Raw genomic sequence first — 23952 nt, 5'->3', positions numbered from 1 at the left:
TTAGGTTGATTAGGTCATGCTGGTAAATTTCAGGGCATTAGTGCCTGTAGAACCGTTATCTTTCGTACACTGGCTACCTGCAGTAACAGCGCTGACTGTTCCTACTGTTGTGCTGCCGTTAATTGAAGTTTCGCCGTACGAAGAGGACATTTGAGAAGCCATGACTGTGCAGGCAGCCAGCGGCACATTTCCGTAAGTTAAAGTGAACCCTGTTTTACCTCCGCTGGAAGCGGTTGGCTCGATCGTTACCCCTCCCCCCCAGACGTTAATCAGCGTCGCAGTACCGCTTGATGCATCACCAACTACTGACATAGCTTTCGGGGCGCCATCAAATTTAATTAACAGCCCGGTCATATCTGAGGCACCGTTAAAATTATAAACACCGCCGGTTTTGAGCAATGAACGGGTATTAACAGTCAGTTGCTGGGCATTAGCCATTTCGGTGGACGTTTCGTTTTTACTGAAAAGGCCGCTGGAATTAAGAAAGATGGTTATGGCCGCTATTGCGAGTACGGCCAAGATAATGACGATCTCGATACTCAGAACGCCACGATGAACCCGCGTGGCAGGCAAAGTGCATTGTTTACTCATTGATATTTCCTTGTGTAACAGACAGGTCTAGCGACCAGCGATGAACCGGGCACTCCAGACGGGGTTCCCGAGGTATTTGAAATTCAGTGAAAAAATTATCTGCCGATTTGATCTGCCAGGTCATTGAGCTGTTGGATAACGGCCAGCAACATGCCCATATATGCACCAATAAGACAGAAACAAAGTAGGGATAGACGGATAACTCTGCGCTTCATTGATTTAATGGTATTTTTGAGCATGCGCATTGCGTAACGCTCAATCACTATTTGACTGTTATCACTATTTTGCCCTGCGGTCAGAAGCACTAATTTGTTAATAGTTTCAAGTGATGGGAAATTATATCCTGAGTTGCGCAAGGCCAGCCCCAGGTGATCGCCGGCATTAACTCTTCGCCGTATGGCATTAAGCCTCTCCAGCATGTAGGGTGACGCGTGTGTTGCAAGTTTATTTAGGGCATCGAGCGTTTTAACGTTTGCCCCGAGCAGAGCTGCCACATTAAGTAAAAACACGACGCCCTGAAAGTCCCGGTAAAGTGACCAGGGAATCATATAGTCTAGAATGCGCCGCGGACGTCCTCCTACGTTTGGCAGAGACCACACCGTCCAGCCGCAGAACAACAGGAAGAAGATCCCCAGCCAGATACCCTGTTTGGCCACAACATCAGCGCTTATCCCAAGCAACCACATTGAACCACTCCAATCTTCCCGGGGAAACATACGGGTCATCGGTGGCAAAAAGTAATCATGGATCATTTTCAGCAGGCCGGTGACGATAGCGACTTGAAAGAATGGATATGCGAGTACACTGAAGACACTCGACTTCATCTCTTCTATCCCACTAACTATCGTAGTGGCTCGTTCCAGCGCCTGCGAAAGATTTCCGTCCTGAAGACCTGAACTGATAATTGCGCATTCGCCGCGCGGAACCCATTCGACCAACGCCTGATCGAGAGGAAGACCGTTATTAAGGCTTTCAAGAATATCTTCAAGCCAGACTGCTGCGCGTGCAGCTGAGAGCCCGCCGCTCAATGCGGTTGATAACATATTTTCCAGCGCCACGTTCAGACGCTGATTATTGCTAAGGAGGAAGGCTAGTTCTTCATATAGTTTAAGGCGATCGCCGCTCGAGAAGGTTTTACTGTAAATCCAGCGGTTGCAGGCTTTACGCCGGGCATTGAAATTGCTAACAAGCGTGCTTGAAGACAGGTCTGATATACCGGCCAGTAAGGAGTTCAGTTTAGCTTTCATTTTGTTGCGCGCCTTCAGTCAACAGCCGTCGATCTTCATCAAGAGGGCAAATCCGCTGCGCTGACCTTGGGTCTACCAGCCCCTGATTAACCAGTTTCAGGACATGTGCATTACGAGTTATGCCACCCATTAGCTTTATCCAGTATTCACGCGCTGCCAGTTTCCCTTGTTTTCGGAAGCTGAGCATAAACTGCGCATCGGGATGTATCACTTCGGCCACGACCTGACGACCAACAATACCTTCTTCACAGCAGCTGCATCCTGCTGGATTTCTGAATCGAGTGGCTCCGGTATCACAGGTTTCAGAAATTAGTTGTTGCTGGATTTCGCTTAGATCATTAACAACATCGTTCCAGCTCAACTTGCAATGCTCGCAGAGAACAGGAACCAGTCGCTGACTGACAAGCCCAATGAACAACTGTGGATCTGTTAATAACTCGGGTCTGATATCAAGCGTCAGCAGGCGCTCAAGAATGTTGAAAGGGTCATTTGCATGTGTCGTTGACAAAACGAGGTGGCCTGTCATTGCGTTTGTGACACATGCCTGTGCTGAGAAAGAGTCCCTCATTTCACCGATAAGTATTGCATCGGGGTCGATACGGAGAGTGTTTGCGAGATAGAGACGCCATGCACGCAGAACGTCGTCTGGGTTATTTTTGTTGGCAATAATCGGGCACTGAACGGCCCCCTTAATGCGCCCTTCCGGGGGATCTTCATATGTTACAAGATTCAGAGCGTACTCATGGAAGCTCAGATACATGCTGGCCATTGTGCGAAGGGTCGAACTTTTCCCTGATCCTGTGGGACCGCTCAGGATAACCATACCTTCTGGAGTGACTAACATTTTCTCCAGCAATTTCTTTTGTTCTGGTAGAAAACCCAGTTCGCTGAGTGTTGGAGGGTTTTCACTATCATCAGGTATTAAACGCATTACTACATGAATGCCGTGAACCGTCGGTGTGTGTGAATAGCGTGCGCCAAATAAATTTAGTCCTTCAAGATATTTCGACTCAATTCTCCCATCCTGAGGGCGGTTACTGTTGAACTGAGATTCCGCTACGTCACACATAGAAAGAATTATTGTCGACGCGAGAGTTAAACCCTCTTGTTGAGGGATCGAATTTACTCGGATAAGACTTCCGTGAATTCTTAAATTAATAAAAGCCAGCCCTTCTTCCCCGATAGCGATGTGAATATCGGATGCCTTGCGATTTACAGCAAGCCTGAACAATTCTACGACCTTTTTCTGCGATGGGGTCAGCTGCATGTCAGTTGCAAGCTTGTCGCCTTTATTAAGCGCATGTATTTCATTTAGAGGCAGAAACTTAATAAACGTATCAGGGTCTATATCTGTAATTTTTCTTACAAAAGCTTGTATTTGAACATCGTAACGATCATTTTCAGATATGAATAAGGAAGGTGCTTGCTCACCTTCCTTAAGATGAATTCGAGTCACAATCTGCGCTGGAACGATAATGTCCTCGTTCTGGACGAACGATGCAGCCAAATCTGTCATGGTGCTACTCCGTAAAAGATGGTGAAACTATTTTTCCTGCATCTGTTTTTAACTGAACGCCCTGTGAAGTAATTTTGTCTACTGTATAAGCAGACCCAGGAAGTCGCTGGCCATTCCTTGCTTCCACGACTGTTCCATCGGGCATGAGCATCCTGCAAGTTAACTGGCCACTACTCCCAGCAATTTCAAGGATGCGGGGTACGCTTTCAAAACGGTCAATCCGCGCATGTTCCGTAGCCTTTTCAGCTGATGTAGTGACGCCCATTATAGGAACTGGAGCATCAAGACCATTCCCGTTCGTTTGCCAACTGATAATGGCTTTTGCACGCGCAGCGCGAGCTTCATAAAGGACTGTTTCAGCCTGTATTCTTTCAAGGTCTTTAGTAGTCAGATTATGAACCGGTGTAGCAGAAGGTGTTGAGACTATTTTCCCGGTTTCACCTTCTGCTGCGCCTGCATAAAAGCTGATGCTTTGAATAAATAGAGCGGTAATGTATTTAGCGAGTCGCATAGAGTGTTCCTTCCAGACTGTAATGCAGCCTTGCGTTGTTTAATGTCATTGTTATTACATTTAAACGTATTCCTGATGTATCAATATCAGGCCCAAATAGATTGTCAGGAGGAATGTCGGTGTCGAGCTGAAAGGAATAAGTACGCCATGGTAAATCGACAAGATTACCATCAACAATAACGTTACCTTTATTGTCTTCCCTCAGTACCAGTTTCGCCTGTATTTGTTGCGCGTAATTCGTTACGCGCTGAGTAATCTCATCACCGTCGCCAATATGTTCACTTGGAGATGCTTGATTAATTACTCTTAACGGCTTTTTGACTCCACCGGTATTGGCCTCTCCGGGTATATTAAAAAAAGGTTTAAGCTCGGGATAAAAATAAGACAGCCTCTGACGAAATGGGTCAAGTGTTCCTCCTTCGGGTTTTCGCCAGGCTAACCTGACGTAAATACCTTCTTCATCACTTCCACACATAGCAGCCTTAAATGGCCACCCAGCCATACTCAACTGTACGATCCAGCCCTCGCTGCAGGTCTGTATAAAAGACTTTGCGTCAGGAACTCTTTCCCAGGGCTTTGGGGGATCTTTCTTAACAAGCCGTTGCGCGTTCTCAATAGCAAGCCTCTTAATTTCCAGATCTTTCAGCTCCTGTTTCTGCTGCCAGGTTGAATATCCGTACCATCCTGCAACGGCAAGTAAAACAGCGAGTGACCAGATTGCCACTGGCCGCCGTGTAGATATCGGTTTTAGGCGAAAGGTACGTTCGCGGGTAAGTGTGGCCAGAAGCTGATTTAGATCGCCCTTCGGAGCGGTCAGGTCGGGCATAAACCCTACAGGGCAAAATACAACAGAAGCTGATTCAGATCCGGTATAGCTAAGATAACGCTCAACTGCCTTTCGGATTTCTTCAAGGCTCCCTGTTATATCAGACAGGAGGGACAGAGAACCGCCGGTTGTGGCTACGAAGTAGTACCCGCCGTCTTCTAACTCAAATACAGCCCAGGCATTATCGCCTAACAGAGTAAGTAAGTTTGGCGCCAGTGCATTCGCGTGGCCAGCTTGCCGTGGCGTTAGTCCCGTAAGGCTGAGGTTGGCAGTGCCAATAAGTACACCAGAAGACTGAACCAAGGAAATGAAGTGATCTGCATCTTCTTTCCTCGCCAGACGCCTGTGATCCAGTTTTCTGCTCGCCTCAGAAACTTTCCAAAACAGGCCTGCCACCCAGATATTCCTGCCGGCATGGATAATAGTATTGTGCTGCATTTTTTACCCCAGCAGAGTCGGCGTTATGACGATTACGAGAATCGTGTCTCCTTTCTCAGCGTTATAGCCGCCGCCGAGCCCGATGAAGCCAGGAGAACCTACTCCGTTTTTATTTACTGTGTTGTTAGCCTGCAGATAACCACTGAGTAGTAACGCCTGTCCGGATTTTAGAATGACGTTCTGAGCGAAATTGTGCATTTTTGTTTTTGGGAGTTTTAACGTCACTTCCCCGATTTTTTCCGGCTGCATTTCCGGATCGTCGCTCATGGATATTGAATACTGCAGCTCCATACGGTCAGACGCCGGCATAATGTACGGCAGCATGGTCATGTTAAAACCGGTGGAGATGGTTGCTTTCTCTACAGATGTGCTTGAGCCAACGTTCGCTGTATTTTCAGTACTGACACGGCTGATATAGTCCTGTTGTGTAATAACCTGTACACGGACAGGGTTGAGGTTTGTTGTCGCGCTGGTATTTTGTGTGACAACCGAAATGTTGGCCTGCTGTGCAAGGGCATGAATAAAGGCATTTGAGTTAGCAAATTTGCCGTCCAGAATAGATAACCCGCCGGTCATCGCTGTGTTAGCCACACCAGACATCGTATTACCTAATGACAGGCCAACGCTCCCGGAGCGGAAAACCGCATCCCAGTCGATGCCCAGCTGATCCTGCCTTTTCTTGGTTACCGACCACACTTTCACACTCAATACAACCTGGCGAGTGAGTTCAGTATTTCGTCCTTCAATATAACGCTGTACTGCAGTGAGCACCCGCGGTGTGTCTGTGACGGTCAGCATTCCGCCGGCTATGGACATCCTTCCTGTTTCCGGCGTCAGCATAGACTTAACGGTCGCTTCAAGTTCCTTATAGCGGTTTGTGTTCATATCGGTCGTGGTTGTCTGGGACGTATTTCCCTCACCACTTGAGCCCTCTCCGGACGATGATGTTGTGCCGTAGACTGATTTGGACGAGAACGAGTTCTGTGAATCCTGGAACGTTATAGGAAACGATCGGGTGTCCAGGTAGAAAATAGCGATTCGACCGTGCTCATAGCGCCAGGAAAGCCCCAAACGAGTGGTAACGTGATCCAGTAGCCCGGATAGTGCACCCTGCCAGTGAACACCCTTTAAAACATCCGTACCGGTTACAGCCCTGGGCAATGTAGTTGCCCCCATCTGATTTAACGGAATCATTCCTGTTGCGTCAGGTGCGGGCACTGGTGCCGGTATCGAGCCTGACATCTTTTCAGTCGCTCCTCGGGACATTGCAGCCGAGCGAGCATCCGGAGTTATGACTACCGGAATTCGGCATGTGCGGGTGATAAACGCGCTTACATCAGCAAGGCTTATCTCCCCTGGACGCATGAGGGTGACAGAGCATCCAGGGAGTAACTCCTGCTCACTTTTTGAATTCAGTGGGACTGGGTTTATCCATTGCGTTGAGAACTCGCTTACTGGCTGTGTGCCTGTCGGGACGGTCATCTTACGGCTAGCCGTATCAAAATCGGTTGCAGCTGTGTTTTGCGTTTCGTTGATTCGCTGAAGGTTAGAGCAACCAGCCAGCAGCGAGAGGGCGGCAATCGCAATTGCCACCCGGGTCATGGGATGTTGTTTCATGAGGATTTCTCGTCGTGTCGTGAGCCAGGAGAACCTGGCGGTAAAGGACTTTAGTTGAGGTAAACGATATAGCCGTCTGGAATTTGTGATGGAACGGAGACCTGCATATCGAGACCGCTTAGGTCAACCAGCCGTCGGGCTTTCACCATTCCGATGAAAGCCGACTGAGACGAGGCTGTGGCCAGTGCACGAACAAGTCCGTGCTGGTTTGGCTGATAGACCCATAAACGACCGCTCTGAATAAAATTTTTCACTCCAGGGGGGACGAATCCCAGCTGCGTGTCCGGAACCGAACCATCGCTGATTGGGTGTTGGTAAAGGTAGTCAACAAGGGAGTTCAGGTACCGCATGGTATCCGTTGCTTGCTGGTTAATGGTGCCCTGAGCATAGGCTTCAGCAGAAGTAGCGTTATCACGCTGTAGGGAACCAGATGAAAGCAGAAATAAGGACGTGAATATCGCCAATAAAAGATAGCCCACAAGGCCCCCTTAACGTACAGTTTTATCATCCACAACTGGCTTATCATCGACTTTAAGTACGCACTGGGGAGAATTAGTGCCGGCATAAAGAGGTACTGAGGCTTTTAAATAAAGTGTGAATACCTGATTAAGCGCGTCTCGCCATGTACCGCTGAACTGCAATGGGCCGTCGATACGATAGTTCGTGGTTGTTACCCATGCTACGGTCCATTTTTTATCTGGATTAGCCTCACAGGTAGTTTCTGCCGCCCATGTGAATATGGCATCTTTGAGCGTTGTCCCGATTTCCGCTCTCCATACTTTTTTGGCCGGCTGAAGTGATGGTAATGAAGCCTGTTGGGTATTGGTCTTCTTAACAGCCATAAGAGAAGGTTTGGATTTATCCGGATCGACAGGTTTGGCAGCTATAGCCGGTGGGGACAGTAACTTTGGTTGCGGCAACGGATTCGTCACCACAGGTTTTGTTCCTTGCTGAGTGTCAGCCAAATCAATCAGGACTTGGCGAGAGGCCCATTGAATAGTCACCTGGAGTTTATTTTCGAGTGCAAGCTTGCTCAATGTATGTGGCCATTGATCGCCAGCACTCCAGCTAATCAGTGGTTTGAAGCCGGATTTTAAACGGGCTGATTTCACCGTTGACCAGCCTGACGGGATAATTACTCTCAGGGCAGTATCGAGTGATTGTTTGTTCCCTGCATTTGACACCAGGGCCGGTAGGTTGTCAGCATCCCCGGTAAAACTAACGTTCGGGAGCTTGGCAGGTTGAGAGTTAGTAATTACTGGTTTACCCACCAGACCTTTTGTGGCAGGGGTAGGGGAACTTTTACCCGAAGGTGTAAGCTGTGCTTTCTGTACCGTAACAGGCTGACTGGTCTTTAATGGCTGGAAATTGAGGCCGCTAGCAAGCGCAAGACTCTTCTGTTCGATTTGAATTTTTACCAGTTGCTCACCTAGCAGCTGATCCACAAGGCTCAAGGCGTCAGGCTGGGTGCTGACGTGAGTGGTTTGACACGCGGTCAGGCAAAGCGGGAGTAAACAGGTAATGTGTTTATTCATAACTTTTCCCCTGTGACACGCCGGCCTGGAGCTGATTTGGGTCTCTCAAAGTTGGCCAAGATCTGTTTTGTAAGGTCTTCTCGACTTACAGTACCTGTGACGCACATATCAATTAGCGCATTAATAACATCACTGACGGAAATAGGCTGCCTTTGTTTATATCCAAGATCGACAGCTACGCCATTTAATTCATCTTTGCGTTCTGGAGTAACGCGGTGCATTAGATATTTATTTTTCATGATGGGCCTAAAAGATGATCCTTCATAAGAAGGTCTGTTTAGAGAAAAGGAGGGGCGTTGATATAAAAGAGGCCAGCAAAGGCTGGCCAAGAGTAGCAAGGGAACTAAAGGGTATTAATGAAAGTGTTTATTTAGTTTTTCATTTTCCGCCTGGCAATATACGCAAAATTGTGTGCCGGGAACCAATACCCGTCGGCTCTCTGGTATTTCAGCGTTACAATGCTGATGCTGGCAATGGGTCGCAGATGGTATAACTGGCTTAACGCGACGAGATTCAATTTTGAGATTCAATAAAAACTCTTCTTCATCCAGAAGATGATCAATTATATCCATTAGCAGTCCTCCTTTGCTCAGACAGGCTTTCAGCAAATGCCACGAACATTGCCGTACGTAACGGTTCCTCGTCGATTTCCACAATATCTCTGATTTTGCTATAGAGGCTGCTTTGAACCTTTTGAGGATTGTTCATGCGTCGTCTGGTTTTTTTGGGTGGTCTCTTTGGTCGTGTTTTTGTAGATGAAGACGTTAAGCGATATCTGTCGAGTTCATCTGTACAAAACGGAAGGTCCATCAGGCTTTCAATAACATGAGGCGGTAAGCTTTTAATTTCATTTCCGTAGCGTACAAATTTACTAACACCGGGACATTCCGTTTCGATTTTTGCCGGATGAATTATTTCAGGATCGAATGCGACAAATATATAGCCATTGAACAGCGGCTCAACACTCATTCTAAAACTGTTACAGTCTTTGCGTTCCCGATAGGTTCGTAACATTGGACAAAAGAAATTGATGTTTTTTCTGTCCAGGCTTAATTGCGCCTTATATAAATTTCCCTTGCCCGGTTCGTAGCAAAGCAGATACCACGCTTCCATGATAAGTGTCTCGCATTAAAGGTATCGATAATTTTGTAAGCTCCGCCATTTCTTGACCGTGGGAGAAGTAGTCAAGAAAGAAGGCGTTCACAGTGAACATTACCGTACTGATATTTGTACCTGCAGTTTGATTAGAAGAGGCGTGTTCACTCTTCCCCGAAGGAACAATTCAGTAAAGCCAGACTGGTTGGTTGCCTTGATGGCTCAGTCATATTGCGTTGCTTTATAACCTCAATATTTAACGCTGTAAACATCCTTTAAAACAGTGTAATAGCACTGAGCTGTGGATAACACTCAGAACTATCAGAATAAATGATCGTTGTTTTAACTTTCCTCGATCATTTCTACTGCGTTAGATCCAAAGAGCAGAATAAAAGATCGTGAGTGTGCTTATTTTTTGATCGGATTAATTTTGCAAAAAATTGGTTAAATGACTGCTTTTTGAGCGTTTGACGGGTTTATTAGGATAAATGCGCATTGACATAATGGGGGGTAAGGATGAATCGGGCTAAGAATTGGTGTGAAGCAGATCACATCGCGTTGATGAGAAAACGAGATCTTAGAAGATCTTAGGATTTGCAACTTAGGAAAGATGGGGTAATATCAGCGGCAGAAGAGGTGAACGAAGCCTCAGAAAGTGAAAACCCTCTGTTCTACTGTCGCTTTGACCGGCCGTCGTAGAACAAGAGGGTATCGATAGGTATAACCTAGGAAGAATTATATCTTATGTGTTGCCCATTTCAACTCATTTTAACCGCGCCAGTCATAAGTGCAGGGTGCGGTGGCTAACTCTCCAGCTCTAGTCTCGCAATATTTGCAGGTCCGGAACCCGAATCCTGAATTTACGCCTCGTGAAGGCAAAAAAACTCTGCCGTTCTGCCGTAAGCTGATGGAAAAATCTGAGGATTTTACGTCCCGTTTCGATTTTTCTATGCACGTCGCATTTATGCGCTCCTTAGGCCTTCGTCGAAGAATGCCACCAGTTCTTCGCCGGCGCGCCATAGATGCTTTACTCCAGGGACTATGTTTTCACTACGATCCGCTGGCCAACCGTGTACAGCGTTCAATTACAAACCTTTCTATCGAGTGCGGTTTGGCCACCGAATCTAAAAAGGGTAACCTTTCTATCACCCGGGCTACCCGGGCGCTTCGCTTTATGGCGGAACTGGGGCTTATCACTTATCAGACTGAATATGATCCGCAGATCGGTTGCAATATTCCTACGGATATAACGTTCACACCGGCGCTGTTCTCTGCTCTCGATGTCTCCGACGTTGCTGTTGCAGCTGCGCGGCGTAGTCGAGTGGAATGGGAAAATAAGCAGCGTGAAAAGCAGAACAAGCCTCGCCTGGAAATGGATGAGTTAATCGCCAGAGCCTGGCGTTATGTTCGCGAACGTTTCCGTATCTACCAGTCGGAACGCAAGTTACACGGCCTGAAACGCGCTCGGGCTCGTAAAGACGTTAGCCGCACCCGTCGTGATATTGAAGCGATCGTGAAGCAACAGCTGACGCGTGAAATTGCCGAGGGACGGTTCACCGGTAATCATGATGCTGTACGGAGAGAAGTATCGCGACGCGTTAAAGAACGAATGCTTATGTCCCGCGGTAATAATCATACTCGCCTGGCAACAGGCACCACTTGAACCTTACATATGAGCTATCCGGCTAGCGCCGGAGGGTTACTCACGTCTGTTAGACAGCATCGTTTATTTAATGTACTCCCCGTTATGCCTGGCGCTGGCATTTAGAAACCCTGCATCATCAATACCGACAAATTTTAAGTACAGAATGACGTCACACTACGCCAAAATGAATTATCCACACTTAACTGCAAGGGATCATTCTATTAAGTTAAACTCGCTATAGCTTTAAAGCGCTAAACGTTCCTGTTTTAAAGTGCATAGATCCTTTTAAACTTCTGCTCTGTACTATCTGTTAAAGAAATAAAAGCATTTCATATAAAAAAATAACCTATTCGTCGTCTGCCCTATGGACAGACTCAATAATGACTTCCCTTGCAGCGACCAAAGGTCGCGCCGCTCAGATTTAAAGTTAGCTCCCACCGCAAAGCGGCGGGCCCCGAACTAATCCAGTTACTCGGTACTATTCGATCCGTACTTTCTCGATAGTACAAATATGTAATCCCTGAGCCAGAACCCGACACTAAAAAGTGCCGCTCCCCCGGCCGAAGGCCGAGGAAAGCATCACTTTTAATGACGGATGTTGTAACTAGTCTCCACATCAGTCCCAGATAGTATCGCGACTAGAAACAAGGAGGTGCGCTCGTAAGCGCCTAAAGGCGCATAACGCGGAGATACGCCCCGTCTGCGGCCAAAGGCCTTGCCGTGACCACTCCGATCGCTTACAGAAACTCCTACGTGGCTTTTAGCGGGTATAGCTTTGCAGGATGAAGGGAAGGATTGGTGGAATCTATCAAAACAGTAGCCGGCTACGCCGGGTACCGGCGCCTCTAGCTATTGTTTTCCATGAAACTTCGTCAGGCGCCTTACATGCGCTAACGCGCATCACAAAACCTGCTCCCCAGCTTCAAGGTTTCGCACATCTTCCATGAGGCAGACAATAAACAGGTAGCTGTCAATCGCCAGCTTTCGTGCGCACTCTATATTCTGGATAAGCTTGAATGTCACCAGCTGTCGGGACCTAGACAGTTCTAGGGTCGGAGGGGTCGGCCCACGCCAATCATGCAAGGTAATCAGTTTCTTCAGTTGCATTTCTGCGTAAGCAGTTATGCATGGCCCGAACAGTGGATTGCAAACGACATCATGATTTTTATGTTCAAGATGCTCCCACGAACATACAACATCAAATCTTCTGTAACTCACTGAACGCCATATGGTAATGCTGGGGACGTTATTACTGCGACAATAGAAGTTGTAGTCATCAATATCTTCTTTGAGCAATGTGGTCACTTCCAGATAGTACCGTGCTTCGTGATTCAGTAGCGTCATTTTCCGGTTCTTATGTTGGCTGATGCACAGGATTTTTGCCGCAGTTTCCGGCACTGCGCAAAATAATATTCGTAATATTGTAAACCTTAGACCTGTGTTTTAAGTAGCTGATATTACTACTAAAATTTGAGTGTTTTTTTGATTAATTTTAGTCCAAGTCGTAGTTAACCCATTGAAAATATACTATAATTTGAGGAGTTGTTTTTTAATCGGTACTTAATCATTCTGTACTTTCGTCGTTCAGAAGATTCCAGCAGAGGTAAACCTATGGCCGATCCCACCATCATCATTAAAAAACGTCGGCGCATCATTATTGAGCCGAAAGAGCTTAAGGTTAAAGCTCTGGCCGAGCCTGTTGAGGTAGGAAAAGTGGACGATCAAAAACTTCATTGCCCTCCGGGAATGCGGGAGGATATTCCGGCAAAATTACGCGGGAGCGCAAGGCGGAATTACAAGAAAAATTCCAAGACCCAGGAAAGGCTCAGCCAGTTCTGGCCCTTACTGTTTTCTGAGTACAAGCCGCTGGCCCTCAAGATATCAGAAACAATGGTGAATGATGCCAAAGAGCGGAATTTACCTATCTCTGAGGTTCAGATTAAGCAGTATCTGGTCAGATACACCCAGAGTGCGCGCTATGTCATGTCGGTTGTTGAAGGAACCCACCGTTTCAACCTTAACGGTGAGTCAGTGGATCTTATCAGCGATGAACACAGGGAACGCGCCAAGGAAAAGATTATGAAATTGAGGAAATCGAAGTAAAGATGGGCGCAAAGTGCCGATATTCAGCCCTGATCTGGTGTCGTTTCTAACCGTTCGCCTTAGTTTCACCTGACATATCCCCTTTCAATGCTCTGCAGGGCGTAACTGATAGATAGCGCTTACTTCACTGGCGTTCCGGATATCTATTGCTGATGTGAGCTGTATCAGAATTCCCCCGCTCCCTTAGCCCCATCTCACCATTTTGGTGATTTTGCAGCACAGCGTGGTGAGCCAGAGAGGACGAACCCGTCTGCAGCAGACGCTGATTGATCCATTCGGATGGCATGCCACTGAAGAGTTATCAGAAGACGGAATTTACCAGCTACTGGCATTGATGCCGGCATAACGAATTAAAAAGAAGAGAGCATGATGTCGGACGACGGATTTCGTACGGACAGATTAGACAAGAAACCGTTTGTGCACAGAGTCGCTGGCGCGCTGTGGGAGGAGTTCAGGCATTTTACCGGCTATCCGGAAGGCTTGTCCCGTGCGATCAGGAGTGGCTTGTTTTGCCCGATCCCATTGCAACACAGCCCAGACACTTTCTGGCTGCGGTCTGTGGTGTCCTGGCATACCTGGATGTCAACCTCTCGGTACGGTATTCCTTATGCTCTGCACTATCTGCAACCTGACTCCGATCGTCAGTTTGTGAGCAGCGACGTGGTTGTGCCAGAGGTCGCCAATCTGGTTCAGGAAGAGGTGATTGAAGGTTTTTCCTGCGATATCACTGATGTCAAAGGGATTGGCGCGTCCAAATCCAGTGAATATGACATCAATGATATTGATGAATTTCCTATGCTGCGTTGCCCGTCTTTCGTTGAACCGGTCACTGAAGCGCATTTGTTGGAAAATATGCGATGGGGAGAGATCCGACTCCACCGACTGTATTTTGATGACTACGCCTGGGCGCGACGTCGTTTGTATTGGTGCAATAGCGGAGGTTCGCATCATTTCGGTGCCGCCCGCTACCAGGCTGTCAGGCTGAATAAATGCATCACGCTAACCGGAAAGCTGTGGCGCTACTCGATCAATGCGCCAATGGTTTCGCGACTCCAGCAGCATTGGCGGTTGTTTTTAATCCCGGAACGAGAGGTCTTTGGCCACTTTTATCACGCCATGAAAGCATTTTCGTGTCCTTTTGGTTACTCCGGGCTCCCGTATAATTTACATTCCCCGTCTCATGCCAAAGACGCTTTGAGTATTGTTTGGCTGGCACGTGACAATCGCAAAGCCACTGTGGTCGCTGATATGCTGGAAACTGCCGGATTTCCTGATTTTGGACGGTGTCTGGATGAATTAGTGCAGGCGACACGAACGAATTCGAATGCTTCTGGATTTGGCTCCTGAAAAAACATCGACGTCATAGTGGGCGTTGACGCAGTTCATCGACATGAGGGGCTATCAGCGTGCCGGCCAGGCTGATGTTCAGACTCGTCATGTTGCAACTTAGCGTGGTGAGCATCTCCGTGCTGCTGCAGGTCACGTACGGTAACAGGCAACCGCGATAGGCCTGCGACGTGACGATCGTCAACTGTGCGGCCGCGTCAGTGAGCGTGCCAATGCCGGCATTGACGTCTTGCTCGATAGCCTGAATATAAGTCGGTGAGCCGGCGATAACGAACCCGTCTGCGGGGTGCCGCCGCATCAGCATAGCCAGTGATGAACAACGCCCGGGCAGCAATGGCTTTTGTGTCAGCTGTTCCCAGACTGCCGCCGGCGGATAGGACATGTCTTTGAACGTCGCTTCATACGGTACGGCCGGATCGCTGCTGTGCCGCAGCCCCAGCCCTGCAGAAATCACCCATAACTCCAGCTCGGAAAACTGTTGTGCCAGAGCAATCGCTTTTCCCCAGTGAACCCCGCAATACAATGCCGCTGTCGGACGAACGCCGCCGGCCGTTGCAAAGGCTTTCTGAACCTGTTGACGCCAGAACGTCATCGCCTCATCGATCGGTAACGTGTCATAAGGAAAAACCGTATCACCGGCGGGCGCGGTTTTGCCTTTGCTGCAGGTGGTGATCAGGTGCACGGTCTGGGAATGAGCGCCAGCTGGTACAGCGTTCAGAGCCATATCGCCCCTCCTATCGTGATTTAAAAGTGTGAAAGCTGAGCACATACAACTCGTTAGTATCTGAAATAGGCTATGATATTTCCCGCCAGTCTGGATCATTGTTGGCGGGCAAAAATGTTGTCCTGGGCAAGCACAGGCAACCAACTCAATCAGCTAAGAGACTAAATCTTATGCTAAATCAAAATATTTGCTTTAACAGAGCTAAGGGGATTTATGGGTACACTATTCGGGGGAAACCTCCATGAAAAAATAAAGAGTCTTGTGGCGGCAGAGGACGCGAGTGAGCTTCAGGTGACTGAAGTTATCGAGCAAGATACTGTTTACTATAAGCTACAAGCAGAAAGTTTCGGGGGCAACGGGGTGTATTTCAATCCCGACAGCAACAACCGATTTTCGTTATCAGATAACTCGAAATCCCCGATGTACATGGCCAATTCGCCTCACACGTCATGTCATGAGTTTTACCAGGAAGAAAAGTTTATAGACCAATCTGATTTTACAACGAACTGTATGGCAGAAATTCGTGTTGAAAGGCCGCTACGTGTATTTGATGAGCGCCTGCTCGCCCCCCTTCTTGGGGTGGCGGTCGGGGACCTCATGGGGCCGAAAACCGTTTATGCCGACACACAGCAACTGGCGAAAGAGCTTTCTCAGCATGCAGACGGGCTTACCTACCTGTCTCGCCACACGGGTTTTCCCTGTGTGGTTCTCTGGTCTGAAGATGTCACGGGGGCAGGGATGGTTTCGACTGACTCTGTAACCCCCCTGAGTGAGTACACTCACAACGGGAAAACGGGCAAAGAGATTTTAAAATCTCAGTTGGGCATTTTGGTCGTCTGAGATCCAATGGGCCGCGAGGCCCATTGTTACACCGCGTTTTGTGTCCCGAAGTTCTCAGCCAGGATCAGAAAATGCTGCATTTCCTCTGGCGTGGCGCCACGGCGCAGCACGTCCAGCACAGAGGTCTTCTCCCCGGTTCCTGGTAATTCGATGGTGCGTGTGAAGAAATTGCACTTTCTCACCGCGCTGAGCGGCTGACGGAATGCCGCGAGAAGTGCTGGCACGCCTTTGAGCATCCCTTTCTCACTGTTCTTTTCATCGGTCGAGAACTGGAACACCGGATACAGGTTTTCTGTCCCTGAAGCCAGGGCAATTAATTCCCCCTTTTCCCCCTTTTTGATAACCGTGGGAATGGAAATTTGCAGGATGTCTTTCACCGCACTGGACTTGTGAATGCCCCCGTAGTTTTTCCTCAGAACCTCGAGAAAGGCCAACCTGTTTTCTGCGTACTCTTCCTGCTCGATCTGCTCGGGAGATTTGGTATTCAGTATGGCTTGCATGTTTACTTCACGCAGGAGTTCAGCCAAAAACTCCCGATCGGGCAGCGTAACCAGTTTCTGCTTTTTTTCCGCAGGGATGTGTGGAGTACCTGAATAAATGGTACGGAGTAGATTATCTAACCGAGCTGTGAGCAGTTGGTCTTCAGTTCGGGAGGCTCTTTCCTGTGTCTTAGCGATCATAGTTACCTCGTCTTTTAAGATTTAATAATTACAGGATAGTTTAAATCTTAAAATGGTGCAACTTTTAACCGCTCTCTGGTGTAGTGTATTTCTGGTTACGTACACCGACTGACTGAATCAAATCGGCACAGTATCTGCCCGTAGGGAAAAGGAGAGCACGGAATGTATTGGTTGAATACCATCAATTGGACCTCGATACTGCCGGTAATGGTCAGTTCGCTCGTAACCGCAGGCGTTGCATTTTTCACCATGATGCATGTGGTGATCAGATGTAGCCTGCGGGTTTGAGTGGCTTTGTGTTCAACTTGGGCGGATTTTAGGGATACCCGAGCCAAATCAGTACCTCCTGAGCGGTATAAATATCACGATCGCCAAGTTCATCAAAAAACTCTTTCGTATCTGTTATCCCGTGTCGGGCCAGCTCGGTCACTGCCCGTGTGCGTGATATAGAGGTGTTTTCGGCGGATTCAAAATAGTCACGTATACAGTCTGTCATTGTCTTTTACTCCCTTCCTGTCTGGTCATATGGGGGTGCGTCATTCACCTGAACCTGCACTGGCAAGCCTGATAAGCTACGACATATTATAATAAGGAGCCCGCGTCTCTTTTACATAACATCACGCCATAATACCGTGCAATAACGCGGTCATCCGTTATCCAGAATATGACTTTCCTCAGCCACCGATCCTGAACTGCGACCATCGCTTTGGTAAAAACAGCAATTTGAAAAAACACAAGAATGAAAATCACCATCAGTGAAAATAGCGCATTAAATTTCTCTTTGGCATTGCCTAAAAATGAAAAGCTTTCCCAGGCGCCTTGCACCGTTCCGTGTAATCCGGCAGCCTGCAGCGTCAGGATATTAATGGGGTTCCACACCCAGCCTACCGCCCCGCCCAATACAAAATAGAGGAACCATAACGTGTAGATCGCTGTCAGAACGAAGAACCCCCGATTCAGATGACCACATTTCGCTTTCCTGTCTTTTTTAACACTGCCCATTAGCTTTCCTTTATCAACCATCATGATCCTGTAGCTTGGCCTGTGGCGGACATCAGCAGGGTGCCCTGTCCTGATTCACCTGACACTGCACCGGCAGCCCCGCCGCAAAACAGGCCTGATACCAGGTGGCCACCTGCAGGGCGTCGCCCTCCAGTACCGTGCGCCGGCCGTTCGCGTGCCACAGCTGCAGGCAGGTACGGCCGTCGAGCCGCACCACAAAATCCCCCCGCCACGCCGGGTACACCGTGCCGTCCAGGGTGACGTCGTGCTCGATGCGCGTCCCGTTCTCCGGTCGCACCGGCAATACCCGCACGTCCGCGGCCCGCTGGCGTGCGCGTTCCGCTTCCCGCTCAGTGGCCAATAACGGCGCGGCGACGTGCCGCCCGGCGTCGGTCAGTTCGACGGCCAGCTGCAGGTTTGGCGCGCGCAGGGTGCGCAGCCAGCCGGTCACTTCCATGCGCTTGCAGGACTCGCGCAGGTTATTGGCATACACCGGCTGGTCGTCAGCCTGCTCCAGCAGGTCTGCGATATCCAGGGTGCGTACCGGTCCTGAGTGGCGTTCTTCCAGTGCAGCCAGCACAATGAGAATACGCTGTTGCAACGGTGAGGGGCGGCGGACCTGCGTCATGGCTTGTCAGTCTCCGGCCAGACAAGTTTTCTGAGGCGTGCGTAATCGGCTTCAACGCGCGCTTCTCTCTCATTCAGTGGGCCGTCGCCATTAAGGGCCAGTGCATACCAGAATCGCAGAATGGCGGCGGCCTTGGTCGATTCGCTGATGTAAATCATGCCCTGGCTGTCCAGATCGCAGTCACGGATACGTGCTTCCGCAAACTGGGTGAGTTTTTCATAGCTGAGTGAGAAATTCAGTGGTTCATCCATTCTGCCCGCTCCGTATGGTTATGCGTCATGATGAGAATATCATACGATAAATGATTACTATCTATTCTATTCATCATCATATCAAATATGACATGACGCCAATATGATAATTATCATATCACATATGATTTTATTCACTCTGTCATTAAATCATATCATCGGTGGCGTTCCCGCCGCGCAGATCCGAATTCCGGCAGACGCGGCTATTCGCAGGATTGAGGGTGTACCGCGATCGCCGTGTGGTCGGTTTCAACATAGCCTCCCTTGCCGGAATCAGTGTCGAAGTCGCCAGGCTGAAACGTATGCACGTCATCCCACACACAGAAACAGCTCAGACAGGTGATTGGCAGTTCGCCTTCAGCCAGCTTTTCGCAATGTTGAATCAGTACCCGCTCGTCGCTGTAACGAGTGTTATAACCGCTTATGCACAGCGTTTCATAGCCGATTGCGCCGATCAGAATATGCGTGGCAACCCGTTCTCTGACTTTCCCATTAACCATTAACTGTTCGCGTGTGGTGATTGTTCTCATCTTCTATCTCTCGGGGTTATGGCGGGTGAGTTCAACAGCGAAATGCTGATGCCGCCGTTGCCGTATCATGTGGCTGGCCTGTTGGGTGGTCAGCCGCGTTATTCATTGCCCTGGTTCACCTGACACGGCACCGGCAGGCCAAAAGAACTCAGGATAAACTCAATCACCATCATGATGTTAAATCATCTCCACGCTGACCAGTTGGTGATATTGGCTTCTGCTTCTGCCTTGTACGATCTTCCCCTGTACCTTGATCCGGACACGCTCTCCGGACTGCAGAAAGGCGATACGTTCAGCCAGCGTCATGTCGGCTGTCGCCACCCTGATCCACTCATCTTTTTCGCTGAAAAGAACCCCAAAAAAAATGACCTCGGACACACTGGTCATCACATGGGCGGTGCGGGTTATCGTGCCCTCAAACAGGGTTGTCACGCCCGTCATTCTGCCCAGTGTTTTGCTCATGACTCCCATACGCTCTCCTGTGTTAGCGGCTCGGTGACGCTGCGCCTGCGCAACGCTGGGCATTTCTGAACGCGTCCAGCCCGATCCGGTGCATATTCTAGCAGGGTAAAACCTACCCTATCAGAGATCCCCATACAGGCATTGCAGACTCTCCAGCGAGGCCGTCAGCTCACCGTTGCTGAAACAGGTAACAAACTCAGGTACCAGTTCAGCAAAACGCGCTTCAGTCAGGTACACCCGCAGGGTATCGAGGCCGATGACCACCTGATTGTCGGCCGTTTCGCGGGGAGAAAACATCGCCCGCTGGCCTTGATAGCCATGGTGAAGGATGTTCGGATGAGAGTGATAGACCGTCAGGATGCGCAGCAGCTCGCTGAACGACTCCCAGCCAAACGGCATGATAAAGTCCTGCCCCGTCAGCAGCAGGTACAGGCGGGGATTTTCGTACCATCCCCCGGAACGGATACCGGGCTCTTGTCCGCTGATACGAATATCAAATTGTATCGTACCGGCATCAAAGGTTTTCCGCTCTGCGGGGATCACCGGCCGCACCTGATCCATAAAACGGCGTCGGGTGTCAAAGTCCCAGTCACGGGCATAGATACACAGTGGGAAGAGGGTCTGCAACCGACGACGGGTAAAGACCGTAGCCAGTACCTCATCCGGGAACGTATTCAGATCAAACGCCCCGCTGGCCAGCGGCCGCAGCAGCTGTTCAGCATAGTCCTGGGTGATCCCCGGCGTGAGCTGCTGCAGAAATCCCCGGCACTCTTCCTGCCAGTCATCCCCCCGCAACCCAAAGGTGCCTTTCAGGTACGGCGCATCCACCTCCTGCTGATTTTCCACCTGCCAGTCCAGCAGCGCAAAGGTGATCTCCAGCAGCACCTGCAGGCGGGAGATATTGATCAGCTGTCCCTGCCCGCGGCTGTAACCCTGATGGGCCAGCTCCAGCAGGAACTGCAGGGTCGCTCGGGACGGCGACGACACACCGAAATGCTGACCCAGGATCAACTGACGGTACAGCTGACGCAGGGCTTCATCCGGATCGGTAGCCAGACGCAGGTATTCCTCGCCCGCAGCGCTGCCCTGCAGGCTGGTTTCCATCAGCCGTTCGGCCAGGGCATTGACGGAGGTATTTTCGGTAGTGGCGCGGTTTTTCAGACGTTCAATCAGGTTTTTGGGAAAACGCAGGGTTAGCTGGCTCAGCACGGGAAGATCTCCTGTCAGGCACCCCGACTACTGTCAGGGCGGGATAATAGCGATGACGGCATGCAGCATGATGTGATTATTGCTTTATGCAGTGACGCTATACCAATTAAATCAATGCAAACTAATGACATGATGTCATAAGCCAAGGGGTGAATACAAGGGTTGGTACCTTTCTGTATCCAAGATCCGAATTCCGGCATTCTCGGATCTGTCACTCCGCACCGGCGTCGGGGGCGTCTGCATTCCGCCGCCATCCCGTTCAACCGGTTGAAACAATACAGATATTTGGTGTCACCCTGGCACCCGCGCTACTCAGCGCGGGCGGGGCGAACCGGCGCCCACGCGGTAGCGGCGGGCGTGGTCTTCTTCCGAAAACCACGTATACTGGAAAAGTCGGATCACCGAAAACGGGCGGTGCGGTAATTTATCCCGGTGATAACGCATGAGGTGATTATCATATAAGTGATTATCAGGTTAGTGACGTTCACGGCGAAAAAAATTAGCCGAAACATATTCACGCCGCTGACGGATGCAGAACGCGCCGTCAAGGGGCGACTCACGATAATGACGCGGGGTGAGTATTGCTTTAAGGGGTAGGTATGGAGAGTGAGGACGTTATCGATGCACTCATTGCTGATGGCCACCAAACCGTGACGCTTTACACCGGTTTGCTGGCCACCGAGGACGACAGCCCCGTTCGGCAGTTTTTCCTTCTTGACGAGCACGGTGATGTGGTCGCCAAAAAGCTGGGGATGCCGGGCTGCTACCGCTGGTCGGTCGTGCTCTGGCCGCCTGCCACATCGCACCTGAGTTCTTTTCGGGAAGTGTGGGCGCTGGATCTCACGGTAAGAGACGACGCCATCACGCGACTTTGTCTGTTTAGTTAATACCCGTGCGGGATTGTTCACCGCGTTAAGGATGCAGAGTATGGGAATGTTTGACACGGTCAGGTTTCGCTACCGGATGCCGGACGGGAAAATGGGTACAGACTTCCAGACCAAAAATCTGGATTGCACGGGTGACTTTTACGAGATAACCCCCGAAGGACGTCTGCTGTGCTGGCTGGACCAGAGTGAACGGAAAGACATCGACTTTGACGGCATGCTAACCCTCAGCGCAGGGGAAGGCTATTACCTGCATTTTACCCAGGGAACCCTGCAGTGGATTGAAGTGTACTCGCAAGGAGACCAGCGCTGGCCGTTTGAGCCAGCGCGTTTTATGTCGGAACAGCCCTGACGGGAAAACGGGTACAGACTTCCAGACCATAGATCTGGATATTAGCATGACAGCCTTCTAGCCTGCCGATGGCGGGCTGTATTTTTATCACCACACCATAGAGAGAAGTAGCAATGAAAAAGATGAACACCCTGGAAATTAATGGCCAGACGGCAGAGATCAGTTTTGACCCGGAAACCGAGCTGTTGCGCGGCGACTTTATCGGGCTGAACGGCGGAGCCGATTTTTACGCTGACAGCGTTGACGGGCTGAAACGGGAGGGGGCGATCTCGCTGGCCGTTTTTCTGGATGAGTGCCAGCGTGACGGGATCGCGCCGTTTAAAGAATAGGGGCAGCAGCATGTCAGAACCACAAGATGATGATGTCGATCCGGACTATCGTAAAGTCGAGACTACCGTCAATAGCCTCAGGGAAAAGGACACGTCATATGCGTTGGTTGGCGCCTGTTTTAGCGCCGCAGCGTGTGCGGGTTGCCTGGCCACACTGACGCTGTATGCCGGTATATCGCCTAAACCCTGGTTTTTTTATTTTGCGGGGTTTTATGTTCCCGTTGGCGCCGGATTAGCCATGTATATGGGGCTGAGATTTTTGCGGGAAAAGTAATGCGGGATATCGGCGGTTTCCGCTGCCATGGGGTTAAGGTACACATCGTTTACACTCAGTGAGAACAACAGGATGTCAGAACACACGTCTTTATCGCAGCAAGGCATCAACCTGCTGCTGCTCTGCCAGCAGCTGCAGTCTGACAAAGACGGTATCAAGCGCCCCTTGCCCTTCCGGGCTGGCGTTAATGCCGATGAGGAACTGGATGCGTTTGCGCGCCAGATCCAGAGCGTCTGCATTTCGCTGTCACAGCTGGATAACCTGCTGGCCATGCAGCGCCAGCTGGCCGATTTTGGTCGTCAGTTAGAGCTAACCGGGAAACTAAAGGTGACGGCAGGGGAAAGCTATGCCGACGCGGCCATGACGTGGTTGGCGCGGCAATGTGCTGATGGCCAGCTGTCATGACGACGCCCTTGCTGCCCGCCCCCTACCCTGTGGGAGCGACACCCCAACTGCCGGTTGCTATCGATTACCCGTCTGCCCTGGCGCTGCGTCAGATGGCCGCTATTCACGACAGTGCCCCCAAATACCTGCTGGCACCGGAGATCAGTGCCCTGCTCCACTATATTCCCGATCTGTACCGCAAAGCTCTTTTCAGTACATTGTGGAACACCGGCGCGCGCATCAATGAAGCCCTGGCGCTGACGCGGGGGGATTTTGTACTGGTGCCGCCCTTCCCGTTCGTGCAGCTGGCCACACTCAAGCAGCGCAGTGAAAAGGCGTCCCGCGGGGCCGGTCGTCTGCCCGCGGGGTTTGATGCGAACCGCGTGGTGCCGCTGTCCGATCAGCAGTACGTGGCGCAGCTGGAGATGATGATTGCAACACTGAAGATCCCCCTGGAGCGCCGTAACAAGCGCACCGGCCGAATGGAAAAGGCGCGCGTCTGGGAGATCACCGATCGGACCGTACGCACCTGGCTCAGCGAAGCCGTGGAGGCCGCCGCGGCCGACGGGGTGATGTTCTCCGTGCCGGTGACACCGCATACCTTCCGTCACAGCTACGCGATGCACATGCTGTATGCCGGTATACCGCTGAAAGTGCTGCAGGCGCTGATGGGGCACAAATCTATTAGCTCGACGGAGGTGTATACCAAAGTGTTTGCGCTCGATGTCGCGGCGCGTCATCGGGTGCAGTTTCAGATGTCGGGGGCTGATGCGGTGGCCATGCTCAAAGGTATTTCATAGGGTGGTTACTTTCATAATTGGATGTGTTCTTTCATAATGACTCTGCAAAAAAGGGGTTACTTTCATAATCGCTGCTCAAAAATTGATGGTTTTTACGGAAAATCCACCAATAAAACCCAGTTGGTGCCCTCC

At 50.1% G+C, this 23952-nt stretch carries 30 protein-coding genes; 10 read left to right on the top strand and 20 right to left on the bottom strand.

What is annotated here, in order from left to right:
• Nucleotides 1–9: 9 nt before the first annotated feature.
• From R9X49_RS22175 to R9X49_RS22125, 11 genes are all read right to left on the bottom strand, one after another.
• Nucleotides 10–591, bottom strand: coding sequence for a type 4 pilus major pilin (locus R9X49_RS22175; protein WP_319850432.1), 582 nt, complete (start codon nucleotides 589–591; stop codon nucleotides 10–12).
• A 95-nt stretch (nucleotides 592–686) separates the two neighbouring features.
• Nucleotides 687–1838, bottom strand: a complete 1152-nt coding sequence (locus tag R9X49_RS22170; RefSeq protein ID WP_319850431.1) for a type II secretion system F family protein — start codon at nucleotides 1836–1838, stop codon at nucleotides 687–689.
• On the bottom strand, nucleotides 1828–3354 hold the full coding sequence (locus R9X49_RS22165; protein WP_319850430.1) for a GspE/PulE family protein: 1527 nt from the start codon (nucleotides 3352–3354) through the stop codon (nucleotides 1828–1830). The genes R9X49_RS22170 and R9X49_RS22165 overlap by 11 nt, the downstream gene beginning before the upstream one ends.
• Nucleotides 3355–3358: 4 nt before the next feature.
• On the bottom strand, nucleotides 3359–3865 hold the full coding sequence (gene pilP / locus R9X49_RS22160; protein ID WP_319850429.1) for a type IV pilus biogenesis protein PilP: 507 nt from the start codon (nucleotides 3863–3865) through the stop codon (nucleotides 3359–3361).
• Nucleotides 3852–5129: a type 4b pilus protein PilO2 gene (gene pilO2, locus R9X49_RS22155; protein WP_319850428.1), complete on the bottom strand. Its 1278-nt coding sequence runs from the start codon at nucleotides 5127–5129 to the stop codon at nucleotides 3852–3854. The genes pilP and pilO2 overlap by 14 nt, the downstream gene beginning before the upstream one ends.
• Before the next feature lie 3 nt (nucleotides 5130–5132).
• Nucleotides 5133–6746 carry a PilN family type IVB pilus formation outer membrane protein gene (locus R9X49_RS22150; protein ID WP_319850427.1) on the bottom strand — a complete coding sequence of 538 codons (1614 nt, stop codon included), beginning with the start codon at nucleotides 6744–6746 and terminating at the stop codon, nucleotides 5133–5135.
• A 50-nt stretch (nucleotides 6747–6796) separates the two neighbouring features.
• Nucleotides 6797–7225 (bottom strand): type IV pilus biogenesis protein PilM, encoded by a 429-nt coding sequence (gene pilM / locus R9X49_RS22145; protein WP_319850426.1) that lies wholly within the window; start codon nucleotides 7223–7225, stop codon nucleotides 6797–6799.
• A gap of 9 nt (nucleotides 7226–7234) precedes the next feature.
• Nucleotides 7235–8281: a TcpQ domain-containing protein gene (locus tag R9X49_RS22140; protein ID WP_319850425.1), complete on the bottom strand. Its 1047-nt coding sequence runs from the start codon at nucleotides 8279–8281 to the stop codon at nucleotides 7235–7237.
• Entirely contained in the window at nucleotides 8278–8520 is a 243-nt protein-coding gene (locus R9X49_RS22135; RefSeq protein WP_319850423.1) for a hypothetical protein, read from the bottom strand. The genes R9X49_RS22140 and R9X49_RS22135 overlap by 4 nt, the downstream gene beginning before the upstream one ends.
• Nucleotides 8521–8634: 114 nt before the next feature.
• Complete coding sequence (locus R9X49_RS22130; RefSeq protein ID WP_319850422.1) at nucleotides 8635–8853, bottom strand: TraR/DksA C4-type zinc finger protein; 219 nt, start codon at nucleotides 8851–8853, stop codon at nucleotides 8635–8637.
• Complete coding sequence (locus tag R9X49_RS22125) at nucleotides 8840–9394, bottom strand: transcription termination/antitermination NusG family protein (protein ID WP_127088051.1); 555 nt, start codon at nucleotides 9392–9394, stop codon at nucleotides 8840–8842. Before R9X49_RS22125 ends, R9X49_RS22130 begins: the two co-directional genes overlap by 14 nt.
• Before the next feature lie 781 nt (nucleotides 9395–10175).
• Here R9X49_RS22125 and repA point away from each other — a divergent pair.
• Complete coding sequence (repA, locus tag R9X49_RS22120; protein WP_319850419.1) at nucleotides 10176–11039, top strand: incFII family plasmid replication initiator RepA; 864 nt, start codon at nucleotides 10176–10178, stop codon at nucleotides 11037–11039.
• A gap of 882 nt (nucleotides 11040–11921) precedes the next feature.
• Here repA and R9X49_RS22115 read toward each other — a convergent pair.
• Nucleotides 11922–12365 (bottom strand): hypothetical protein, encoded by a 444-nt coding sequence (locus R9X49_RS22115; RefSeq protein WP_319850418.1) that lies wholly within the window; start codon nucleotides 12363–12365, stop codon nucleotides 11922–11924.
• A gap of 267 nt (nucleotides 12366–12632) precedes the next feature.
• Between R9X49_RS22115 and R9X49_RS22110 the strand changes: the two genes are divergently transcribed.
• Entirely contained in the window at nucleotides 12633–13124 is a 492-nt protein-coding gene (locus R9X49_RS22110; RefSeq protein WP_319850416.1) for a ProQ/FinO family protein, read from the top strand.
• Between the two features lie 366 nt (nucleotides 13125–13490).
• A complete protein-coding gene (locus R9X49_RS22105) occupies nucleotides 13491–14471 on the top strand; it encodes a DUF6685 family protein (protein ID WP_319850415.1) in 981 nt (326 codons plus the stop codon).
• Nucleotides 14472–14484: 13 nt separating this feature from the next.
• Here the strand turns inward: R9X49_RS22105 and R9X49_RS22100 are convergent, their stop codons facing one another.
• A complete protein-coding gene (locus tag R9X49_RS22100; protein WP_319850414.1) occupies nucleotides 14485–15195 on the bottom strand; it encodes a hypothetical protein in 711 nt (236 codons plus the stop codon).
• A gap of 213 nt (nucleotides 15196–15408) precedes the next feature.
• Here R9X49_RS22100 and R9X49_RS22095 point away from each other — a divergent pair, with 213 nt between their 5' ends.
• Entirely contained in the window at nucleotides 15409–16035 is a 627-nt protein-coding gene (locus R9X49_RS22095; RefSeq protein WP_319850413.1) for an RES domain-containing protein, read from the top strand.
• A 26-nt stretch (nucleotides 16036–16061) separates the two neighbouring features.
• Here the strand turns inward: R9X49_RS22095 and R9X49_RS22090 are convergent, their stop codons facing one another.
• The 7 genes from R9X49_RS22090 to R9X49_RS22060 all read right to left on the bottom strand — a co-directional run bounded on the left by R9X49_RS22090 (nucleotide 16062) and on the right by R9X49_RS22060 (nucleotide 20797).
• Nucleotides 16062–16715 carry a hypothetical protein gene (locus R9X49_RS22090; RefSeq protein WP_319850412.1) on the bottom strand — a complete coding sequence of 218 codons (654 nt, stop codon included), beginning with the start codon at nucleotides 16713–16715 and terminating at the stop codon, nucleotides 16062–16064.
• Nucleotides 16716–17297: 582 nt separating this feature from the next.
• On the bottom strand, nucleotides 17298–17741 hold the full coding sequence (locus R9X49_RS22085) for a hypothetical protein (RefSeq protein WP_319850410.1): 444 nt from the start codon (nucleotides 17739–17741) through the stop codon (nucleotides 17298–17300).
• Nucleotides 17742–17769: 28 nt separating this feature from the next.
• Nucleotides 17770–18345 (bottom strand): hypothetical protein, encoded by a 576-nt coding sequence (locus R9X49_RS22080; protein ID WP_319850409.1) that lies wholly within the window; start codon nucleotides 18343–18345, stop codon nucleotides 17770–17772.
• Entirely contained in the window at nucleotides 18342–18596 is a 255-nt protein-coding gene (locus R9X49_RS22075; RefSeq protein WP_319850408.1) for a hypothetical protein, read from the bottom strand. Before R9X49_RS22075 ends, R9X49_RS22080 begins: the two co-directional genes overlap by 4 nt.
• Before the next feature lie 203 nt (nucleotides 18597–18799).
• Nucleotides 18800–19126 (bottom strand): hypothetical protein, encoded by a 327-nt coding sequence (locus tag R9X49_RS22070; RefSeq protein WP_319850407.1) that lies wholly within the window; start codon nucleotides 19124–19126, stop codon nucleotides 18800–18802.
• 177 nt (nucleotides 19127–19303) lie between these two features.
• Nucleotides 19304–19597, bottom strand: coding sequence for a hypothetical protein (locus R9X49_RS22065; RefSeq protein WP_319850406.1), 294 nt, complete (start codon nucleotides 19595–19597; stop codon nucleotides 19304–19306).
• 111 nt (nucleotides 19598–19708) lie between these two features.
• Nucleotides 19709–20797 (bottom strand): transcriptional regulator, encoded by a 1089-nt coding sequence (locus R9X49_RS22060; RefSeq protein WP_319850405.1) that lies wholly within the window; start codon nucleotides 20795–20797, stop codon nucleotides 19709–19711.
• Nucleotides 20798–21396: 599 nt separating this feature from the next.
• Between R9X49_RS22060 and R9X49_RS22055 the strand changes: the two genes are divergently transcribed.
• The 6 genes from R9X49_RS22055 (at nucleotide 21397) to R9X49_RS22030 (ending at nucleotide 23820) form a co-directional block, all read left to right on the top strand.
• On the top strand, nucleotides 21397–21684 hold the full coding sequence (locus R9X49_RS22055) for a hypothetical protein (protein ID WP_319850404.1): 288 nt from the start codon (nucleotides 21397–21399) through the stop codon (nucleotides 21682–21684).
• Nucleotides 21685–21724: 40 nt separating this feature from the next.
• A complete protein-coding gene (locus R9X49_RS22050; RefSeq protein WP_319850403.1) occupies nucleotides 21725–22033 on the top strand; it encodes a hypothetical protein in 309 nt (102 codons plus the stop codon).
• 113 nt (nucleotides 22034–22146) lie between these two features.
• The gene (locus tag R9X49_RS22045) at nucleotides 22147–22362 is read left to right on the top strand and encodes a type II toxin-antitoxin system HicB family antitoxin (RefSeq protein WP_319850402.1); all 216 of its coding nucleotides are present in this window, start codon (nucleotides 22147–22149) and stop codon (nucleotides 22360–22362) included.
• A 10-nt stretch (nucleotides 22363–22372) separates the two neighbouring features.
• Nucleotides 22373–22636 carry a hypothetical protein gene (locus R9X49_RS22040; protein WP_319850401.1) on the top strand — a complete coding sequence of 88 codons (264 nt, stop codon included), beginning with the start codon at nucleotides 22373–22375 and terminating at the stop codon, nucleotides 22634–22636.
• A gap of 72 nt (nucleotides 22637–22708) precedes the next feature.
• The gene (locus tag R9X49_RS22035) at nucleotides 22709–23041 is read left to right on the top strand and encodes a hypothetical protein (RefSeq protein WP_319850400.1); all 333 of its coding nucleotides are present in this window, start codon (nucleotides 22709–22711) and stop codon (nucleotides 23039–23041) included.
• The gene (locus R9X49_RS22030) at nucleotides 23038–23820 is read left to right on the top strand and encodes a site-specific integrase (protein WP_319850399.1); all 783 of its coding nucleotides are present in this window, start codon (nucleotides 23038–23040) and stop codon (nucleotides 23818–23820) included. Before R9X49_RS22035 ends, R9X49_RS22030 begins: the two co-directional genes overlap by 4 nt.
• Nucleotides 23821–23952: the final 132 nt, after the last annotated feature.

The sequence above is a fragment of the Pectobacterium carotovorum genome (assembly GCF_033898505.1).
Lineage (GTDB): Bacteria > Pseudomonadota > Gammaproteobacteria > Enterobacterales > Enterobacteriaceae > Pectobacterium > Pectobacterium carotovorum_J.
The sequence above is the reverse complement of the archived record's forward strand: the minus strand, read 5'-3'. Positions and strand labels throughout refer to the sequence as shown.

Excerpts from the sequence above, each read along its gene's own strand:
- R9X49_RS22175 (WP_319850432.1), bottom strand. The coding sequence starts at position 591 with ATGAGTAAACAATGCACTTTGCCTGCCACGCGGGTTCATCGTGGCGTT.
- R9X49_RS22170 (WP_319850431.1), bottom strand. The coding sequence starts at position 1,838 with ATGAAAGCTAAACTGAACTCCTTACTGGCCGGTATATCAGACCTGTCT.
- R9X49_RS22165 (WP_319850430.1), bottom strand. The coding sequence starts at position 3,354 with ATGACAGATTTGGCTGCATCGTTCGTCCAGAACGAGGACATTATCGTT.
- pilP (WP_319850429.1), bottom strand. The coding sequence starts at position 3,865 with ATGCGACTCGCTAAATACATTACCGCTCTATTTATTCAAAGCATCAGC.
- pilO2 (WP_319850428.1), bottom strand. The coding sequence starts at position 5,129 with ATGCAGCACAATACTATTATCCATGCCGGCAGGAATATCTGGGTGGCA.
- R9X49_RS22150 (WP_319850427.1), bottom strand. The coding sequence starts at position 6,746 with ATGAAACAACATCCCATGACCCGGGTGGCAATTGCGATTGCCGCCCTC.
- R9X49_RS22140 (WP_319850425.1), bottom strand. The coding sequence starts at position 8,281 with ATGAATAAACACATTACCTGTTTACTCCCGCTTTGCCTGACCGCGTGT.
- R9X49_RS22135 (WP_319850423.1), bottom strand. The coding sequence starts at position 8,520 with ATGAAAAATAAATATCTAATGCACCGCGTTACTCCAGAACGCAAAGAT.
- R9X49_RS22130 (WP_319850422.1), bottom strand. The coding sequence starts at position 8,853 with ATGGATATAATTGATCATCTTCTGGATGAAGAAGAGTTTTTATTGAAT.
- R9X49_RS22125 (WP_127088051.1), bottom strand. The coding sequence starts at position 9,394 with ATGGAAGCGTGGTATCTGCTTTGCTACGAACCGGGCAAGGGAAATTTA.
- R9X49_RS22115 (WP_319850418.1), bottom strand. The coding sequence starts at position 12,365 with ATGACGCTACTGAATCACGAAGCACGGTACTATCTGGAAGTGACCACA.
- R9X49_RS22110 (WP_319850416.1), top strand. The coding sequence starts at position 12,633 with ATGGCCGATCCCACCATCATCATTAAAAAACGTCGGCGCATCATTATT.
- R9X49_RS22105 (WP_319850415.1), top strand. The coding sequence starts at position 13,491 with ATGATGTCGGACGACGGATTTCGTACGGACAGATTAGACAAGAAACCG.
- R9X49_RS22100 (WP_319850414.1), bottom strand. The coding sequence starts at position 15,195 with ATGGCTCTGAACGCTGTACCAGCTGGCGCTCATTCCCAGACCGTGCAC.
- R9X49_RS22095 (WP_319850413.1), top strand. The coding sequence starts at position 15,409 with ATGGGTACACTATTCGGGGGAAACCTCCATGAAAAAATAAAGAGTCTT.
- R9X49_RS22090 (WP_319850412.1), bottom strand. The coding sequence starts at position 16,715 with ATGATCGCTAAGACACAGGAAAGAGCCTCCCGAACTGAAGACCAACTG.
- R9X49_RS22085 (WP_319850410.1), bottom strand. The coding sequence starts at position 17,741 with ATGATGGTTGATAAAGGAAAGCTAATGGGCAGTGTTAAAAAAGACAGG.
- R9X49_RS22080 (WP_319850409.1), bottom strand. The coding sequence starts at position 18,345 with ATGACGCAGGTCCGCCGCCCCTCACCGTTGCAACAGCGTATTCTCATT.
- R9X49_RS22075 (WP_319850408.1), bottom strand. The coding sequence starts at position 18,596 with ATGGATGAACCACTGAATTTCTCACTCAGCTATGAAAAACTCACCCAG.
- R9X49_RS22070 (WP_319850407.1), bottom strand. The coding sequence starts at position 19,126 with ATGAGAACAATCACCACACGCGAACAGTTAATGGTTAATGGGAAAGTC.
- R9X49_RS22065 (WP_319850406.1), bottom strand. The coding sequence starts at position 19,597 with ATGGGAGTCATGAGCAAAACACTGGGCAGAATGACGGGCGTGACAACC.
- R9X49_RS22055 (WP_319850404.1), top strand. The coding sequence starts at position 21,397 with ATGGAGAGTGAGGACGTTATCGATGCACTCATTGCTGATGGCCACCAA.
- R9X49_RS22050 (WP_319850403.1), top strand. The coding sequence starts at position 21,725 with ATGGGAATGTTTGACACGGTCAGGTTTCGCTACCGGATGCCGGACGGG.
- R9X49_RS22045 (WP_319850402.1), top strand. The coding sequence starts at position 22,147 with ATGAAAAAGATGAACACCCTGGAAATTAATGGCCAGACGGCAGAGATC.
- R9X49_RS22040 (WP_319850401.1), top strand. The coding sequence starts at position 22,373 with ATGTCAGAACCACAAGATGATGATGTCGATCCGGACTATCGTAAAGTC.
- R9X49_RS22035 (WP_319850400.1), top strand. The coding sequence starts at position 22,709 with ATGTCAGAACACACGTCTTTATCGCAGCAAGGCATCAACCTGCTGCTG.
- R9X49_RS22030 (WP_319850399.1), top strand. The coding sequence starts at position 23,038 with ATGACGACGCCCTTGCTGCCCGCCCCCTACCCTGTGGGAGCGACACCC.